Here is a 16,648-nt window from a genome sequence, read left to right on the forward strand (position 1 = left end):
GGTGCAACGTCATGCCGTGTTTTCCGATGACGATTTCCACACCTCTGCTTCATCGACGAACCCCGATTCGGGACACCATGTCCGGGAACGCAACATCAGAATGTGAACCGGCGAGGACAGCCAGGGAGGCGATATGAACAATCTGGTCGAGAAATTCAATGCGTACGGCAACTGGCGCGACAACGTGCGCGTCGCGCTCGAGCGCTATCGCGATTGCGCGCAGGAGTTCGGCTTGTCGGACGCCGCCAGCGAGCAGCGCGTGCAGCAGGCGTTGACTCGCCTGAACGAAGACAAGTTGTCGATCGCCTTCGTCGCCGAATTCTCGCGCGGCAAATCGGAACTCATCAATTCCATTTTCTTCGCCGGCTACGGCCAGCGCATCCTGCCGACGTCGGCCGGCCGCACCACGATGTGCCCGACCGAACTGCTGTACGACGAAACCTTTCCGCCGTCGATCCGCCTGCTGCCGATCGAGACGCGCGCCGAGACGCAATCGACTTCCGACCTCAAGGGTCAGCACCAGGTGTGGACCGTGCTGCCGCTCGATATCTCTTCGGGTGACGGCATGTTGGAGGCGTTCCGCCAGGTCAGCCTGGTCAAGCGCGTGCCGGTGGAAGAGGCGATTCGCTACGGCCTGTACGACGAGAGCGATCCCGATCTGAGTCTCAACGTCGATGCCGACGGCACCATCGAAATCTCGCAGTGGCGGCACGCGATCATCAACTTCCCGCATCCGTTGTTGAAGCAAGGCCTGGTGATCGTCGATACGCCGGGCCTGAACGCGATCGGTACCGAACCCGAACTGACGCTGAACCTGATCCCGAACGCGCATGCGGTGCTGTTCATCCTCGCCGCCGATACCGGCGTGACCAAGAGCGACATCGATATCTGGCGCAATCACATCGGCAATTCGGGTTCCGGCCGATTGGTGGTGCTCAACAAGATCGACAGCATGTGGGACGAACTCAGCGCGCCGGCCGAGGTCGAGCGGCAGATCGATGCCCAGGTCGCGTCGGTGGCGCAGACGCTGTTGTTGTCGGAGGGGCAGATATTCCCGATCTCGGCGCAGAAGGGGCTGGTTGCCAAGATCAACGGCGACGCCGAACTGCTGGCGCGCAGCCGCCTGCCCTTGCTCGAGCAGGCCTTGTCGTCGCAACTGATTCCGGCGCGGCAGGACATCATCCGCCATCAGCTGCAGAGCGAAATCAGCGAACTGGCCAGCTCACGGCTGGCGCTGCTGTCGGCGCGCTCGCGCAACGTGGTCGAGCAACTGCTGGAATTGAAGAGCCTGCGGGGCAAGAATCGCAATATTCTCGAACACATGATGAGCCGCATCGATCTCGAGAAGCGCGAGTTCGACGGCAGCCTGTTCAAGCTGCAGGCCACGCGCGCCGTGTTCGCGCGCTTGTCGTCCGAGGTGTTCAGTCATCTCGGCATGGCGGTGCTCAAGCAGAATGTCGCCGCCACGCGCGAGACGATGGAGAAGAGCCGTTTTTCGGCCGGCATGCGGCAGGCGGTGCGCGAATTCTTCGGCAAGACCCGGCACAACATGGCCTTGTCCGCGCAGAAGACCGACGAGATCGGCGAGATGATGTCGGTCATGTACCGCAAGTTCTCGACCGAACATGCACTGGCGCTGTCCACGCCGATGCCGTTCTCGCTCGACAAGTACGTCAAGGAAATCGACTTGATCGAGCAGATCTATCAGAAACAGTTTGGCGCGGCGACCATCATGACCATGCCGCAGGTGACGCTGATGCAGAAGTTCTTCGACTCGATTGCCTCGCGCGTGCGGCAGTGCATGCTGCAGGCCAACCGCGACGTCGAAGCCTGGCTCAAGGTCGTGATGGCGCCGCTGGAGGCGCAGATCGGCGAACATAAGCTGCAATTGCGTCGTCGCCGCAAGTCGATCGAGAAGATCCACGAGGCGACCGACAGCCTCGAGGAAAAGGTATTGTCGTTCGAACAGATGCAGCTCGAACTGGATACCCAGCGCATGGCGCTGACGCGACTGGAGAACGAACTGCGCGCCGCCGTCATGGCGCCGCTTGCCGGATACAGGGCCGCCGCATAGATGAAACGTGTTGTAGAAGCAGATGATGTGAAAGCAGTCGCACGCCGCAAGAGCAGGAAGAGCGGCGCGCAGGAAGCGGCAGTTGGCGATCCGTCTTTTTCACAGGCCGTGATCGCATGGCAGAAGCAGCATGGCCGCCACGCGCTGCCGTGGCAGAACACGCGCGATGCCTATCGTGTCTGGCTGTCCGAGATCATGCTGCAGCAGACCCAGGTCGCGGCAGTCATTCCCTATTACCAGCGTTTTCTCGAAACCTTTCCGACCGTCGAGGCGCTGGCGGCTGCGCCGTCGGAACAGGTGATGGCGCACTGGAGCGGGCTCGGCTACTACTCGCGCGCGCGCAATCTGCATCGCTGCGCGCAGATGGTGGTGGCCGAGCACGGCGGGCGTTTCCCGGCCGATCCAGGCCTGCTGGAAGAATTGCCCGGCATAGGCCGCTCGACGGCGGCGGCGATCTCGGCCTTTTCCTACGGCACGCGCGCCGCCATCCTCGACGGCAACGTCAAGCGCGTGTTCGCGCGCGTGTTCGGCATCGACGGTTTCCCGGGCGAGAAGGCGGTCGAGAACGACATGTGGCAACGCGCGGTGGCGCTGTTGCCGGAGAGCGGCGTCGAATCCTATACGCAGGGTTTGATGGATCTGGGCGCGACGCTGTGCACGCGCAATCGTCCGGCCTGTCCGCGTTGTCCGCTGGCCTCGCGCTGCGTGGCGCACCTGACCGGACGCACGGCGGAGCTGCCGGTACGCAAGCCGAAGAAAAAGGTGCCTGAACGGCATGCGCACATGTTCGTCATCGCGCATGACGGCGCCATCCTGCTCGAGCAGCGCCCGCCATCCGGTATCTGGGGCGGGTTGCTATCGTTGCCGGAACGGGCAAAAGAGAGCGCTGCGGACGAACTGCCGCCGGATATCGATGCCGTGGTCGCGCTGCATGGCGAGGCGGCGGCTGTCACGCGGCTGACCGGCTTCACGCATGTCTTCACGCATTTCCGTCTGCACGTCACGCCGTACCGCATCGATCTGCGCACGCGCCGGCATGGCGTGGCGCAGTCGGCGCAGGTCTGGTATCCGGTGACGGAACTGGCAGGCGCACCGTTGCCGGCGCCGGTCAAGAAGATGCTGCTGGCGTTGTTCGCCGCTCCCGATCTGCTTTCCTGAGCGCTTCTAAAGAATGTGATGCTGCAGCAGATACTCGTGGACGATGGCGAGTCTGGCCGGCACGTCCTGCAGTTCCAGCAGTCGTTGTCGCGCCTTGAGCGGAATCGGCAGGATTTCGCTCCAGCGATTGGCAACCCAGCCCGCATCTTCCAGTTTCAGACGGTCCGGGAACGGGCTTTCGAAATCCTCACCCAGTTCGTCGCGTCCGCGCATGTTGATGTCCTCGATGATGAGGCCGAGCGTGCGAGCGCAGGCGGTGTGCCGATCCATGATGCGCAGCGGTTCGTCGGCAGGCATGAGATCGATTCTGGCTTCCAGCAGCTTGTTGGGACGGGTGCGCGTCTCGATGATGCGAAAACGCCTGCCGCCCTGGGTGCGCAGCAACAGGACGCCGAGCTGTTGCGCATCCCAGTCGATGATGTGGGCCAGGCAGCCGACCGTCTCGGGATCGGCGGCGATGCCGATCTCCTGGCCGGCGCGGATCAGCACGACACCGAACGGAACGCGTTCCTTCATGCAGTCGCGCACCATGTCCAGATAGCGCGGTTCGAAAACCTTGAGCGGCAGGATGCCGTCCGGAAACAGGACGGTATTGAGGGTGAAGAGAGGAATCCAGTCTGATCGATCGTTCATGGCGCGCGGTAGAGGGAAGGGTTGTTACCGATGCGCCGTATGGGTGTCGGCAGGAAAATGGATCTTGATGCGTGGTTCCTGGTGCGGCGGCTCGCGTCAGTCGAGTTCGCGATGCCGCAGCAGCACGTGTTCGGTGGTGCGGAAATGCGCGGCCAGCCGTTCGGCGAAATAGACCGAGCGATGCTGGCCGCCGGTGCAGCCGATGGCGATCGTCAGGTAGCCGCGATTGTCGTTCTTGAAGGAGGGCAGCCAGCGTTCGATGAAGCCGCGGATGTCGGCCAGCAGCGCCACCGCATCGGGTTGCGCCAGCAGGAATTCCTGCACCGGCAGGTCGCGTCCGGTCAGCGGCCGCAGTTTTTCGTCGTAATGCGGATTGGGCAGGGTGCGCACGTCGAACACGAGGTCGGCGTCGAGCGGCACGCCGAACTTGAAGGCGAACGATTCGAACAGGATGGTCAGCGGCGACTGGTCGCTTTCGACCAGGCTCTTGATCCACGCGCGCAGCTTGTTGGCGCGCATGCCCGAGGTATCGATGACGTGGCTGATTTCCTCGATGCCGGCCAGCATCTCGCGTTCGGCCAGGATGCATTCGGTCAGAGTGCGGCGCTCGTCGGCAGAGTCGGTGACGGCGCTGCGATGCGACAGCGGGTGGCTGCGGCGCGTTTCGGAAAAGCGCGCGATCAGGGAATCGGTCTTGGCGGTCAGGAACAGCGATTTGACGTCGTGCCCCTGTGCGCGCAGCCAAGCCAGGTCGGCCGGCAGGCCACCCAGCGAGCGGGCGCTGCGCACGTCCATCGAGACGGCCAGGTTGTCGCCGCCTTCTTCAAGGCGCGCGGCGACCAGCGCGCGCAGCAGCGTGGGCGGCAGGTTGTCGACACAGAAATAGCCGGCGTCTTCCAGGGCCTTGAGGCCGACCGATTTGCCGGAGCCGGAAATGCCGGTGATGAGGATGATGCGCATGACGGCCATGATACCGCACTGCAAGTGCGGCGGCATGCAGACCATGCTGCCTGTGACGTTACTGCGAAAAGACGCGAAGAAGAGTCCGCGTATTCCGGCCTACTCGTCGCTTTCCATCGCCTTCTGCTGGCGGATCATGAAATCCTTGAGAGTGTCGATGCCGCGCATCTGCAGGATGGTGTTGCGCACGGCGGCTTCCAGCAACACGGCGATGTTGCGGCCGGCCTCGACCGGGATGACGACCTTGCGGATCTGCAAGCCGAGGATTTCCTCGGTCTGCGACGGCGCCGGCAGGCGTTCGTAGTTTTCCTCGAGCGTGCTGCGACGTACCAGGTGCACGATCAGCGTCAGGCGCATCTTGCGGCGTACAGCGGTCTCGCCGAAGATGGTCTTGATGTCGAGCAGGCCGAGGCCGCGCACCTCGAGCAGGTTCTGCAGCAGCGTCGGGCAGCGGCCCTCGATGACATTGGGCGCGATGCGCGCGAATTCGACCGCGTCATCGGCCACCAGGCCGTGGCTGCGCGAGATCAGTTCGAGACCGAGTTCGCTCTTGCCGAGGCCCGATTCGCCGGTGATCAGCACGCCCACGCCGAGTACGTCCATGAACACGCCGTGCATGGTGATGCGCTGTGCGAGCTTCTTCGACAGATACACGCGCAGGTAGTCGATCACCTGCGCTGCCGACAGCGGCGTCGAGAACAGCGGGATGTTCTTGTCGTCGCAGATCGTCATGATGTCGGGCGGCGTTTCCAGTCCCTGCGCGATGATCATGGCCGGCGGCTGGCCGGCGATCAGCTCGGCCGTGTGATAGGCGCGCGCGCCCGGCGACAGGCGTTCGTAGTATTCGGTTTCCTGGTGGCCGAAGACCTGGATGCGGCCCGGATGGATCAGGTTCAGGTGGCCGATCTGGTCGGCGGCCGAGGTGGCGTCGCCGAGGATCTGCCGTTCTCCGCCCGGAAAACCGGCAAACCACCCGAGCTGCAGCGATTCGCGATTGTCATCGTAAAGCTGCTGGATCGAGAGCGGCGTGGTCAGTGGCATCTGATCGGAAGGGCGTGGGCGGAGAGGAAGAAGAAAAGACCGTAGGCGCGGGCCGCGTTCAGTCCATGTCCTGCAGGCTGGGTTGCCAGGTGATCAGGCGCGCATGCACGGCGGCCGGATCGTCGAGCGTCATCAGCAGATTGCGGAAGGATTCGTCGGAGAACATCTCGGCGACTTCCGACAGGATTTCCAGATGCTGCTGCGTGACGTGATCCGGAATCAGCAGGAAGATCATCAGCCGCACCGGCTGGCCGTCTGGCGACTCGAACGGAATCGGCTGCGCCAGCCGCACGAAGGCTGCCAGCGGCGACTTCAATCCCTTGATGCGTCCGTGCGGTACCGCCACGCCATGGCCGAGCCCGGTCGACCCCAGGCGCTCGCGCGCGAAGAGATTGTCCGACACATCGGAACGTGCAATGCCGCAATTGTTTTCGAAAATCAGGCCGACTTGCTCGAACGACCGTTTCTTGCTGGAGACATCAAGGTCAAGCACAACATTGGCGGGGGGGAGAATCTGACTGAGATGGTTCATTGTTGCGAAGCACAAAAAAGGATTCTGCGCAGATTATAGGCCTATTTGCAGTTCGCCAGACTTTTCCGCTGCCGCTGCCGGAAAGGTGTGGTTAATGTGCAAACCGACTTGCTCTCGCGTGCGATCCATGCAGACAGGGAGGGAGCGCGCAAAAGACGCGCTGCCGCGTTTGTGCGCGATGCGGCGCTGTCCAGCACCAGGACCTTTCGTTATAATTTTTCTCGGCCTTGGGGGCCGCTGCTTGCATCATCGACACGGCCGGCGGACAATCATCACCCTTTTCAGACACATACCGCCGGCTTACTGTCAGTTTTCTTATGATGCGCTTCATGACTCCATTCAAGCACGCCCGGAATGTTCTGATTCTTTTCCTGAGCCTGTTGGGCCTGACGCTCATGATGCTGTTCGGCTCGCCATGGCTGGCGCTGCGCTCGGCATTCATGCCGCGCTCGGAACGCCAGGCCTACGTGCGTCGTGCCATCACCACCGGCTACCGCCGTTATTTCACGACACTGCATTTCTTCAATGTCTTTCATCTCGACCTGACCGAACTCGACCGCCTGCGCGGCGACGACGGATTGATCCTGACGGCCAATCATCCGTCACTGTTCGACGCGCTGCTGATCATTTCGCGCCTGCCCAACGTGGTCTGCATCATGAAGGCGCAGGTGTTGCGCAACGTCATGTTCGGCCATGGCGCCAAGATGGCCGGCTACATTCCCAACGATTCGATCCGCAACATCGTCAACGAGGCCGCGCGCGAACTCGAGGAAGGCAGCCAGCTGCTGCTGTTTCCCGAAGGCACGCGCAGCCGGCGCGGCCGCATCAATCCGTTCCAGGGAACGGTCGGACTGATCGCGCGCCGCACCGGCTGCCCGGTGCAGACCATCTTCATCGAATCGGATTCGGGTTTCCTCGGCAAGGGCTGGCCGTTCTGGAAGGCGCCGGACTTCCCGGTGCGCATCCGCGTGCGGCTGGGGCAGCGGTTCTCTCCGGGCGACGACAGCAAACAATTCATTGCCGAACTGCAGCACTATTACGAGCAGGAGCTGGCACCGCCTGCTTGTTCCACGCATCGGGCAGACGATGCGCGCACGTCCGCATCGCGTCCATAGGGAACACGGAACAATCGATGCAAGCATCCACCACTCATCTGGTCCTGATCCCCAGCTACAACCCTGGCGCTGTCGTCTATGAGACGGTGGCTTCCGCGCGCGCGCAGTGGGCGCCGGTATGGGTGGTGGTCGACGGCAGCACCGACGGCACCGCCGAGCAGTTGCAGCGCATGGCGGCCGAGGACGACGGCCTGGAAATCATCGTGCTGCCGCACAACGGCGGCAAGGGCGCGGCCGTGTTGCACGGCGTGGAGCGCGCGCTGGCGCGCGGCTTTACCCACGTGCTGACGATGGATTCGGACGGCCAGCACGATGCGGCGATGATCGCGCACTTCATGCAGACGTCCGCCGCCAATCCGGACGGGATGGTGCTCGGCGTGCCCGTGTTCGACGACAGCGCACCGAGCATCCGCGTCAAGGGCCGCAAGATTTCGAACTGGTGGGCCAACTTCGAAACGCTGGGCGGCGGTATCGGCGACTCGCTGTTCGGTTTCCGTGTCTATCCGGCGCGCGTGCTGCGCGATGTCATGCAGGGCAGCGTCTGGATGCGGCGCTTCGATTTCGATCCCGAAGCCGTGGTGCGGCTGGCCTGGCGCGGCGTGCGCCCGGTCAACGTGCCGACCAGGGTGCGCTACCTCAGCGCGGAAGAAGGCGGCGTCTCGCATTTCAATTACTGGCGCGACAACAAGCTGCTCACCTGGATGCACACGCGGCTGTTCCTGGGCTTCGTGCTGCGGCTGCCGTTGCTGATCTGGCGCAGGCTGGCCGGGCGTTGAAAAAAGAACGGTTTGCCATTTGGCTTTGCCTTATACTGCCTCTCTTTTTCGCGTAAGCCATTGATTTTCCTGGGATCAATCCGTCCATGTCCGTCGTCAAGATCGTCCTGACCGTTCTCGCCATCGCGGCCTATGTGGCTCTCAGCCACGCGGCGCTGGTGATCGAGGATGCCTTCAGCATCTGGCGCCAGCTGGCGGTCCTGATGCTGATCGTGCCGATCGTCGGGTTTGCGTGCTGGGGCGTCGTCATGGCGATCCGTTCGGCCGGTTTCGGCCGCGCGCTGCAACTGGCCGGCGGCGGCGCGGTGGCGGCCTTTTCCGTTTGGCTGACTGCCGACTTCTGGGTCACGCTGCTGACGCGGCTCGACTGGATCTACCTGATCCAGCACGTGGCCGCCAATTCCATGCTGTGCTGGTTCTTTCTGCAGACGCTGTACGGCGGACGCACGCCGGCCATCACCACCATCGCGCGTACCATCCACCCCGACATGCCGGACAGCGTGGCGCGCTACACACGCAAGGTCACGGTTGCGTGGTCCGTCTTCTTTGCGCTGCAGGTGCTGGTGTCGCTGGCGATCTTCTACTTTGCCTCGATCGAAACCTGGTCGATGTTCGCCAACGTGCTGAACTGGCCGATGATCATCCTGATGTTTGCCGGCGAGTACGCCTGCCGCAAGCGCTGCAACCCGGATTTCAGGCATGCGACGATACGCGAGAGCGTCTCGGCCTATCTGAACAGCAGAAACAAGATATGACCAACATGCAGCTCGATTCTTCCGACTCCAAGCGGGTCGCGCCGGCCAAGCCTGTCAGCCAGGCGGACGCCGGGCCGCAGGACGCCGCCGCCCAGGACTGGACCGCCAGAAAGGAGCGCGGTTGCCTGGCTGCGCTGCGCGTGATGGCATGGATCGCCCGCACCTTCGGCCGCACGGCGTCGCGCCTGGTGCTGTATCCGGTCACGCTCTATTACGTGTTGACCGCGACCGACGCTTGCCGCGCGTCGCGCGCCTATCTGTCGCGCGTGCATGGCCGCCCGGCGCGCTGGCGCGAGGTGTTCGGCCACGTGCACGCGTTTGCCAGCGTGGTGCTGGACCGTGTCTATTTCCTGCTCGGCCATGGCGAGAAGTTCGACATCCGCGTCGTCAGCGATGCCTACATGGAATCCGATGTCGCCGAGCGCGAGGAGGGCGTGTTCCTGATGGGCGCGCACATGGGCAGCTTCGAAGTGGTGCGCATGATCTCGCGCAAGCACGATTCGCTCAAACTCGTGCTGCTGATGTACGAGGAAAACGCGCGCAAGATCGGCGCGCTGCTGTCGGCCATCAATCCCGATGCGCAGCAGGAGATCGTCCCGCTCGGCAACCTGTCTGCCATGTTGACGGTCAAGGACCGGCTGGCGCAGGGTGCGCTGGTCGGCGTGCTGGCCGACCGTTCGCTCGGCCAGGAAAAGATCAGCATGCTGCCCTTCCTCGGCGTGCCGGCGCCGTTCGCGCAGGGACCGTTCCGCATGGCCGCCATGATGCGGCGCCCGGTCTATCTGATGATGGGCCTGTACCTGGGCGGCAACCGCTACGACATCCACATCGAACGCATCGCCGACTTTACCGATGCGCCGGACGGCACGCGCCGCAACCGCGAGGAGCAGGTCAACGCGGCGATGGCGCATTACGTCTCGCGCCTCGAGCATTTCGCGCGCCTGGCGCCGTTCAACTGGTTCAACTTCTACGACTTCTGGCAGGGGAACGACCGATGAGCGCGCAGCCGTCCGCACGGTATGACGTCGTCATCATGGGCGGAGGGCTGGCCGGCCTGACCCTGGCGTTGCAGTTGCGCCAGCGCTTTGCAGACCTGGCGATTCTCGTCATCGAGCGCCGCGCGCATCCGGTGCCGGCCGCCGCGCACAAGGTCGGCGAATCCTCGGTCGAGATCGCCGCGCATTATTTCGATACCGTGCTCGGGCTGAAGGACCACCTGGAAACCGAGCAGTTGAAGAAGTTCGGCTTCCGCTTCTTCTTTTCCGACGGCCGCCGCGACCTTGATCGCGTGACCGAACTCGGCGGCAGTCACGTGCTGCCGACTTCCTCGTACCAGATCGATCGCGGCATCTTCGAAAATCGCCTGGCGGAGATGGCGGCCGAGCGCGGCGTGCATTTCGTTGATGGTGCGGTGATCCGCAGGTTCGAGATCGGTGACAAGGACGCATCGCATCGCATCGCCTACGAAGCCGATGGCCATGCCGTCGAGGCCGACGCGCGCTGGCTGGTCGATGCCTCGGGACGCGCCGGCCTCGTCAAGCGCAAGCTCGACCTGGCGCAGGACAATGCGCATCGCGCGGGTGCAGTATGGTTCCGCATCGGCAGGCGCATCGACGTGCACGACTGGTCGCAGGATACCGAGTGGCTAAGCGCCTGTCAGCCGCCGGATCGCTGGCGCTCGACCAATCACCTGGTCGGCGAGGGCTACTGGGTGTGGCTGATTCCGTTGTCGTCGGGCTCGCACTCGGTCGGCATCGTGGCCGATGCCGATCTGCATCCGGTCGAGAACATGAACACCTTCGACAAGGCGATGGACTGGCTGAAGATCCATCAGCCGCGTCTGCACGAACACCTCGACGCCGAACGCGCGCAGTTGCAGGACTTCGCCTTCTTCAAGCGTTTTTCCTACGGCTGCAAGCGCATGTACGACGGCGAGCGGCGCTGGGCGCTGACCGGCGAGGCCGGCGTGTTCCTCGATCCCTTCTATTCGCCCGGCAGCGATTTCATCGCCATCGGCAACACCAATATCGTCGAACTGATTGCGCAGGATCGCGCGCGCGGCCCGGTCGTCATGATGGCCGACTACTTCGAGCAGATCTATTTCTCGCTCTACGAATCCATGCTGCCGGTCTATCTCGACCAGTATCCGCTGTTCGGCGATCCGGAAGTATTGCCGCACAAGGTGTCGTGGGATTACGCCTATTACTGGGGCGTGATGTGCCTGCTGTTCTACCAGGACCGGCTGACCGACCTGGTCGTCATGGGCCGTCTGCAGCCGAGGCTGATGCACATGCAGAAGGTGAACGGCGCGATCCAGGCCTTCTTCCGCGCGTGGAGCAGGCACAGCGCGCGCCGCAATCCGTCGCGGATGCTGGACCAGACGCAGCTCGACTGGTTTGCCGAACTCAACCGCGGTCTCAAGGACGAGCTCGACGCCGCGCAGTTCATGCAGCGCATGGACGACAACCTGATGCTGCTGCAGCGGCTGGCGCTGGCGATCATGGAACTGGCCTGCGGCGATCATTCGCAGCTGCGCGATGAAGTCGAATACGCAGCGCTGCATGCGTTGCTCGATCATGCCGCCTTGTCGGCACGGCAGGAGCCGGCCCCCATGCTGTTTTCCAGCCCGATGGCGTGCGCCACATGAAGAACGCCTCCACCATTGCCGCGCGCCGCTGGCAGCCTAGCCCCTTCCTCATGGCATCCGCCGTGCTGCACGTCGGCGCTGCCGCGTCCGCGATTGCCTGGCCGGGCACCCTGGGTTGGAGCGTTGCCAGCGTGATCGCCAACCATGCCGCCATCACGGCGATCGGCCTGTGGCCGCGCAGCGTGCTGCTGGGACCGAACGTGCTGCGCCTGCCGGATGGGCGTGCCGAGATTGCCGTCACCATCGACGACGGCCCCGATCCCGAGGTCACGCCGCGCGTGCTCGATCTGCTCGCCGAGCACGGCGCCACGGCCACCTTCTTCTGCATCGCCGACAAGGTGCGCGCGCAGCCGGCGCTGGCGCGCCGCATCGTCGAGGCCGGCCACACGATCGAGAACCACAGCATGCTGCATCGCCATTATTTCTCGGTGCTCGGCATGCGCGGCATGCGGCGGGAACTCGAACAGGCGCAGCAGGTCCTCACCGAGGTGACCGGGCGCGTGCCGCGGTACTTCCGCGCGCCGGCCGGTCTGCGCAATCCCTTCCTCGATCCGGTGCTGCATGCGCTGGACCTGAAGCTCGTGAGCTGGACGCGGCGTGGTTTCGATACGCGCGTCGGCGATGCGCAGCGCGTCACGCAGCGGCTGCTGAACGGCCTGCGCGGCGGCGACATCCTGCTGCTGCACGACGGCAATGCGGCGCGCACGGCGCAGGGCCGGCCGGTGATTCTCGAAGCGCTGCCGCGTGTGCTAGCAGCGGCGAGCGCGCAGGGATTGCAATGCGTGACGGTGGAGCAGGGCCTGCGCGATCGGCGCGCATCAGAACACGATACGCACGATATACAAGATACATAAGGGGACACGGTCCGACCGTATGCAAACACTCGAACTCCGTCATTACACGCTCTCGACCTGCCTCGGACTCGGGCGGGATGAAAACTGGGCCAGGCTGGCCGCGCGCGAAGGCAATCTGAAGCCCTGCGATTTCGAAACCGTGAACCTGCCGACCTGGATCGGCGAGGTGCGCGGCGTCGATGACGTGGCCCTGCGCGCGGCGCTGGCCGACTTCGACTGCCGCAACAATCGCCTGGCGCAGCTCGCGTTGCAGCAGGACGGGTTTGAGGAAGCGGTGCGCGCGGCGATCGCCGAATTCGGCGCCGACCGCATCGGCTGTTATCTGGGCACCAGCACCTCGGGCATCCTGCAGACCGAACTGGCGTATCGCCGTCGCGAGCCTGACGCCGATGGCAATCCGGGTGTCTTACCGGCCGATTTCCGCTACGCCGAAACGCACAACACCTATTCGGTCGCGGCCTTCGTCGCCGCCTATTTCGGCCTGACCGGACCGGCGCTGACCGTGTCCTCCGCCTGTTCGTCGAGCGCCAAGGTGTTCGGCAATGCGGCGCGCATGATTGAAGCCGGTTTCATCGACGCGGCGGTGGTCGGCGGCGTCGATACACTGTGCCTGACCACGCTCTACGGTTTCAATTCGCTGCAGCTGCTGTCGCCGGAACCGGCGCGTCCCTATGGCGAAGGCCGTCAGGGCATTTCGATCGGCGAGGGCGCGGCCTTTGCGCTGCTGGTCCGGGCGCCGGCGCAAGCCACCAGGGGCAGCGTGCTGTTGTGCGGCGTCGGCGAATCCAGCGATGCGCATCACATGTCGTCACCGCATCCGGAAGGACTGGGCGCGCAGATGGCGATGAAGGATGCGCTGGCTTCGGCCGGTTTGACTCCGGAAAGCATCGGCTACATCAATCTGCATGGCACCGCCACGCCGAGCAATGACGCCGCCGAAGGCAAGGCCGTGCACGCGGTGTTCGGCAGCAGGACGCCCTGCAGTTCGACCAAGGGCGCAACCGGTCACACGCTGGGTGCGGCCGGTGCGGTGGAAGCGGCGATCTGCGCGATGGCGATGACGCACGACGAACTGCCGGCCGGCATCAACACCACGAAGGTCGATGCCGAACTGCAGGTCGATTACCTGCTCGAGAATCGCCCTGCGCAGATCGACTACGCGCTCAACAATTCATTCGGCTTCGGCGGTTCCAACTGCAGCCTGGTACTGGGAGTGGTGCGATGAACGCGCGCGTGCATATACAGGCGGTCGGCGTGATCGGCCCCGGCGCCGGCAACTGGCAGGAATGGGCGGCGCTGCTGCAGGCCGAGGCAAGTTACGTGCGCAACGCGACCGTGGTGCCGGCGTTGAACGCGCTGCCGGCCGCTGAACGCCGCCGCACCGGCGCCGGTGTCAAGCTCGCGCTGGCCTGCGGTATGGAAGCATTGCAGAACGCCGGCGTGGCGCCGGCCGAGGTGACCACCGTGTTCTGTTCGTCCGGCGGCGATGGCGAGAACTGCCACATGATCTGCCAGGCACTGGCTGGCAGCGACCGCCTGATCTCGCCGACGCGCTTTCACAACTCGGTGCATAACGCGCCGTCCGGCTACTGGGGTATCGCCAGCGGCGCCATGCTGCCGTCCACCAGCCTGTGCGCCTACGACGGCGGTTTTGCCGTCGGCCTGCTCGAGGCGGCGGTGCAGGTCGCGGTCGAGCAGCGGCCGGTACTGCTGGTCGTCTATGACACGCCGTATCCCGAACCCTTGCATGCGACGCGACCGCTGGCCGATCAGTTCGCGGTCGCCATGCTGCTGACGCCGCAAGCAGCGGCGAACGGTCTGGGCAGCATTGCACTGGCGCTGGACGACGCGGCGCAGACTGCGATGCAGCATGCGGACCTCGAAACCGTGCGGCGCGGCATTCCGGCGGCGCGCAGCCTGCCGCTGTTGCGCGCGCTGGCGACAAGGCGGCAGGAGGATGTGCAGCTCGAATACGTCAACGGCCGCACGCTGCGGGTGGCATATGCGCCGGCATAGGGGCGACGTGCAGCGGGTTTCGTGAATTTTAAAAAAGCCGTCGTGATGCGACGGCTTTTTTATCGCCGGGCCGTCCCAAGATAAAAAGCGTCCCCTTGGGGGACCAGGCAAGACCGTAGGGCTCGACCGAGAGGTCTTTTTTATGTGCGAAGCGGAATGGTCAGGCGGCCGGCAACTGCGCCGAGCCTTCGATCTCCACCAGCAGGTCGGCGCGACAGATGTCGGCCAGCAGGTAGGACGCACGCACCGTGCTGCCGAGTTCGGCTTTGACGATGGCGCGAACCGTGGGCAGATCGGCTTCACGGCGTACATAGACGATGTAGTCGAGATCGGTCAGCGCGCAGTGCGTCTGCATCTTGCGCGCTGCTTCCCCGATCACCGCGCGGATGTTGACGAGCGTCTCGCGCGTCTGCGCGGCGATGTCGCCGTCGTGCAGGGTTTGGTGTCCGACGATGCTGGCCGTACCCGACAGGAACAGGTGCCGGCCGCTGCCTACATTGGCCACGCTGGCGCGCGAGAACAGCGGGCTGCGCGGGCCGTACTGTTCCGGATAGTCGTAGGCGCTCACCTGGCGCGGATTCTCGATCGGTAGCGACGGCTGGCGTCCGGCAAGAAACGCGACCACCAGCGGACCGTGCGAGGTGCCGAGCGCGCAGGCTGCGGGCACGTTGCCGGAAACCGCCTGGCCGCTTTCGGCGAAGGCTTGCTGGCGGCCGAGGTTGAACTGGCGGTAGCGCTCGAGGCCGTTGGCTTCGCCGTTGATGTCGGCCATGTAGTTCCAGAAGCGCAGCACGTAGGGGAACCCCTGTGCGCGCAGCAACTCGAAGATGCGCAGATAGGCTTGCTCGGCTGCGGTTTCCAGGGCCGAACCTGAGGTCGCCGTCATCGTGCTTTCATCGAGCTGGATGACGCCGAACAGCACATCGTCGTTGAAACGGTAGGCAATGTCCTTGAAGCTGCCGCCGCGGATGGCGGCGCGTCCGCCCAGGGTCTCGCACAGCAGCGGCACGCCGTCCAGGCGCGGCATGGCGACGCGCGCGCACGGAAGATCGGCCACGGCGCCGGTCGACACCGCATCATCGCTGCCGAACAGCAGGCAGCCGAACACCGAGCCGGTCTGCTCGGACGAGGGGAGTGTGCCGTAGGTGAGGTTCAGCATGAAATGATCGGCGTGATGGGTAACGTGATGAAGCGCGGTGATCGTGATGGCGATTCTGATCGATGATCGTGCCGGAGCGGCATGATGCTGCTCTTATAATGGAATGCAGGAAAAATGATGAACATCGGACGATTAAACATCGGACGATTGAACCTTGCCGGCCTGATCCTCGTGTCAGGCTGGTTTCTGACTGCCTGTATGCCCACCGCCACCGTCAAAAGCAAGCTGGATGTTATTGAGGATCGCTGTCCTTGTAAAGCCGCGCCCGATACCCTGATCGTGCTGCTGCCCGGTGCCTATGATACGCCGGGCGATTTCGTGGCGCATGGTTTCGTCGCCGCTGCGCGCGCGCGGCGCATCGCGGCCGACATCGTGATGGCCGACACGCACGTCGGCTACTACACGTCGGCGCTGGTGGTGGAGCGCCTGCAGCAGGATATCGTGGCGCCGGCCAGGGCGCGCGGCTACCGTCACGTATGGCTGGTCGGCATTTCACTGGGCGGCTACGGTTCGCTGCTCTACAGCAAGCAGTACGGCGGGCAGATCGCCGGCATGTTCCTGATGGCGCCGTTTCTCGGCAACCGCAGCCTGGTTGCGGAAATCCGCAAGACCGGACTCGCTGCATGGCAACCCGGCGAGATTGCGGCCACCGATTACGACCGCGAACTGTGGGCGTGGATCAGGGGCTACAGCGATGCGCCGAGGCAACGGCCGCCGCTGTATCTCGGTTACGGATTGGAAGACCGCTTCGCCGGCAGCAATCGCCTGATCGGCGATGTGTTGCCGCCGGGGCACGTCGGCACCGTGCCCGGCGGACACGAATGGCGGCCGTGGCGCGCGCTGTGGGAGGAATTCCTCGATCGCGATGTACTGCCGCGCTGCGACGACGTATGATGTCGAGCACACCCATTTCAGACGGAGCCTGGGC

Annotated in this window: 16 protein-coding genes; 11 read left to right on the forward strand and 5 right to left on the reverse strand. The window is 64.2% G+C overall.

The window, feature by feature from the left end:
• Positions 1-133 precede the first annotated feature (133 nt).
• Together IEV38_RS07910 and mutY are read left to right on the forward strand one after the other, a co-directional pair.
• Entirely contained in the window at positions 134-2,074 is a 1,941-nt protein-coding gene (locus IEV38_RS07910; RefSeq protein ID WP_188395652.1) for a dynamin family protein, read from the forward strand.
• Positions 2,075-3,232 carry an A/G-specific adenine glycosylase gene (mutY, locus tag IEV38_RS07915; RefSeq protein ID WP_188395653.1) on the forward strand — a complete coding sequence of 386 codons (1,158 nt, stop codon included), beginning with the start codon at positions 2,075-2,077 and terminating at the stop codon, positions 3,230-3,232.
• 6 nt (positions 3,233-3,238) lie between these two features.
• On the opposite strand, the gene IEV38_RS07920 is transcribed toward mutY, so the two are convergent.
• The 4 genes from IEV38_RS07920 to IEV38_RS07935 form a co-directional block, all read right to left on the reverse strand.
• Positions 3,239-3,865 (reverse strand): LON peptidase substrate-binding domain-containing protein, encoded by a 627-nt coding sequence (locus IEV38_RS07920; protein WP_188395654.1) that lies wholly within the window; start codon positions 3,863-3,865, stop codon positions 3,239-3,241.
• A gap of 96 nt (positions 3,866-3,961) precedes the next feature.
• Positions 3,962-4,825 carry an RNase adapter RapZ gene (rapZ, locus tag IEV38_RS07925; protein ID WP_188395655.1) on the reverse strand — a complete coding sequence of 288 codons (864 nt, stop codon included), beginning with the start codon at positions 4,823-4,825 and terminating at the stop codon, positions 3,962-3,964.
• A gap of 99 nt (positions 4,826-4,924) precedes the next feature.
• The gene (gene hprK, locus IEV38_RS07930; protein ID WP_188395656.1) at positions 4,925-5,866 is read right to left on the reverse strand and encodes an HPr(Ser) kinase/phosphatase; all 942 of its coding nucleotides are present in this window, start codon (positions 5,864-5,866) and stop codon (positions 4,925-4,927) included.
• Between the two features lie 58 nt (positions 5,867-5,924).
• Positions 5,925-6,398, reverse strand: a complete 474-nt coding sequence (locus IEV38_RS07935; protein ID WP_188395657.1) for a PTS sugar transporter subunit IIA — start codon at positions 6,396-6,398, stop codon at positions 5,925-5,927.
• Between the two features lie 329 nt (positions 6,399-6,727).
• Between IEV38_RS07935 and IEV38_RS07940 the strand changes: the two genes are divergently transcribed.
• The 8 genes from IEV38_RS07940 (at position 6,728) to IEV38_RS07975 (ending at position 14,561) form a co-directional block, all read left to right on the forward strand.
• Positions 6,728-7,513 (forward strand): lysophospholipid acyltransferase family protein, encoded by a 786-nt coding sequence (locus IEV38_RS07940; protein WP_188395658.1) that lies wholly within the window; start codon positions 6,728-6,730, stop codon positions 7,511-7,513.
• Between the two features lie 17 nt (positions 7,514-7,530).
• Positions 7,531-8,289: a glycosyltransferase family 2 protein gene (locus IEV38_RS07945; protein WP_188395659.1), complete on the forward strand. Its 759-nt coding sequence runs from the start codon at positions 7,531-7,533 to the stop codon at positions 8,287-8,289.
• Positions 8,290-8,375: 86 nt separating this feature from the next.
• Positions 8,376-9,044 (forward strand): COG4648 family protein, encoded by a 669-nt coding sequence (locus IEV38_RS07950; RefSeq protein WP_188395660.1) that lies wholly within the window; start codon positions 8,376-8,378, stop codon positions 9,042-9,044.
• Positions 9,041-10,042 (forward strand): lysophospholipid acyltransferase family protein, encoded by a 1,002-nt coding sequence (locus IEV38_RS07955; RefSeq protein ID WP_229728934.1) that lies wholly within the window; start codon positions 9,041-9,043, stop codon positions 10,040-10,042. The genes IEV38_RS07950 and IEV38_RS07955 overlap by 4 nt, the downstream gene beginning before the upstream one ends.
• Positions 10,039-11,691 (forward strand): NAD(P)/FAD-dependent oxidoreductase, encoded by a 1,653-nt coding sequence (locus IEV38_RS07960; RefSeq protein ID WP_188395661.1) that lies wholly within the window; start codon positions 10,039-10,041, stop codon positions 11,689-11,691. The genes IEV38_RS07955 and IEV38_RS07960 overlap by 4 nt, the downstream gene beginning before the upstream one ends.
• On the forward strand, positions 11,688-12,545 hold the full coding sequence (locus tag IEV38_RS07965; protein WP_188395662.1) for a polysaccharide deacetylase family protein: 858 nt from the start codon (positions 11,688-11,690) through the stop codon (positions 12,543-12,545). Before IEV38_RS07960 ends, IEV38_RS07965 begins: the two co-directional genes overlap by 4 nt.
• A gap of 19 nt (positions 12,546-12,564) precedes the next feature.
• A complete protein-coding gene (locus tag IEV38_RS07970) occupies positions 12,565-13,770 on the forward strand; it encodes a beta-ketoacyl-[acyl-carrier-protein] synthase family protein (RefSeq protein ID WP_188395663.1) in 1,206 nt (401 codons plus the stop codon).
• On the forward strand, positions 13,767-14,561 hold the full coding sequence (locus tag IEV38_RS07975; RefSeq protein WP_188395664.1) for a beta-ketoacyl synthase chain length factor: 795 nt from the start codon (positions 13,767-13,769) through the stop codon (positions 14,559-14,561). Before IEV38_RS07970 ends, IEV38_RS07975 begins: the two co-directional genes overlap by 4 nt.
• Before the next feature lie 160 nt (positions 14,562-14,721).
• On the opposite strand, the gene IEV38_RS07980 is transcribed toward IEV38_RS07975, so the two are convergent.
• Positions 14,722-15,720, reverse strand: a complete 999-nt coding sequence (locus IEV38_RS07980) for a chorismate transformation FkbO/Hyg5 family protein (RefSeq protein WP_229728935.1) — start codon at positions 15,718-15,720, stop codon at positions 14,722-14,724.
• A 198-nt stretch (positions 15,721-15,918) separates the two neighbouring features.
• On the opposite strand from IEV38_RS07980, the gene IEV38_RS07985 reads away from it, so the two are divergent.
• Entirely contained in the window at positions 15,919-16,614 is a 696-nt protein-coding gene (locus IEV38_RS07985; RefSeq protein WP_229728936.1) for an alpha/beta fold hydrolase, read from the forward strand.
• Positions 16,615-16,648: the final 34 nt, after the last annotated feature.

The organism is Oxalicibacterium flavum (genome assembly GCF_014635065.1).
Lineage (GTDB): Bacteria > Pseudomonadota > Gammaproteobacteria > Burkholderiales > Burkholderiaceae_D > Oxalicibacterium > Oxalicibacterium flavum.